This is a genomic window from Phyllobacterium chamaecytisi (assembly GCF_020164455.1).
GTDB classification, from domain to species: Bacteria; Pseudomonadota; Alphaproteobacteria; order Rhizobiales; family Rhizobiaceae; genus Phyllobacterium; species Phyllobacterium chamaecytisi.
In genome coordinates this window covers 1-349 of sequence record NZ_JAIQWW010000087.1, presented here as the reverse complement: position 1 = coordinate 349, position 349 = coordinate 1, and the positions used below count along the sequence as shown (strand labels likewise).

1 protein-coding gene is annotated in these 349 nt (G+C 53.6%); it reads left to right on the top strand.

Going from position 1 to position 349, the window contains the following annotated elements:
* Positions 1–349: GTP pyrophosphokinase (locus LB462_RS31055; protein ID WP_224515974.1), on the top strand; the 349-nt coding region annotated here is incomplete at both ends.

Sequence of the window (349 nt, the reverse complement as noted above, 5' to 3'; positions counted from 1 at the left end):
AACCCCACATGACCTCTTTGGAGCAGGCTATCTCAATCGCTGCCAGCGCCCATGCTGGTTACCTCGCCGACGATGAAGAACCGTATATCTTCCACCCTTTGCGGGTGATGCTTGCCTTGGATGCGGAGGATGAAAGGATCGTCGGTATCCTGCATGATGTCGTCGAGAAAACTGCGTGGACGCTTGACAACCTGCGTTCGGAAGGACTTCCCGGTCATATCCTGGAAGCAATCGATTCAGTCAGCCGTCGCCAGGGCGAAGAGTATTTCGACTTTGTCTTGCGCACGCGAGAAAACAGCCTTGGACGCCGCGTTAAAATCGCTGACCTGAAAGACAATATCGAGAAGGT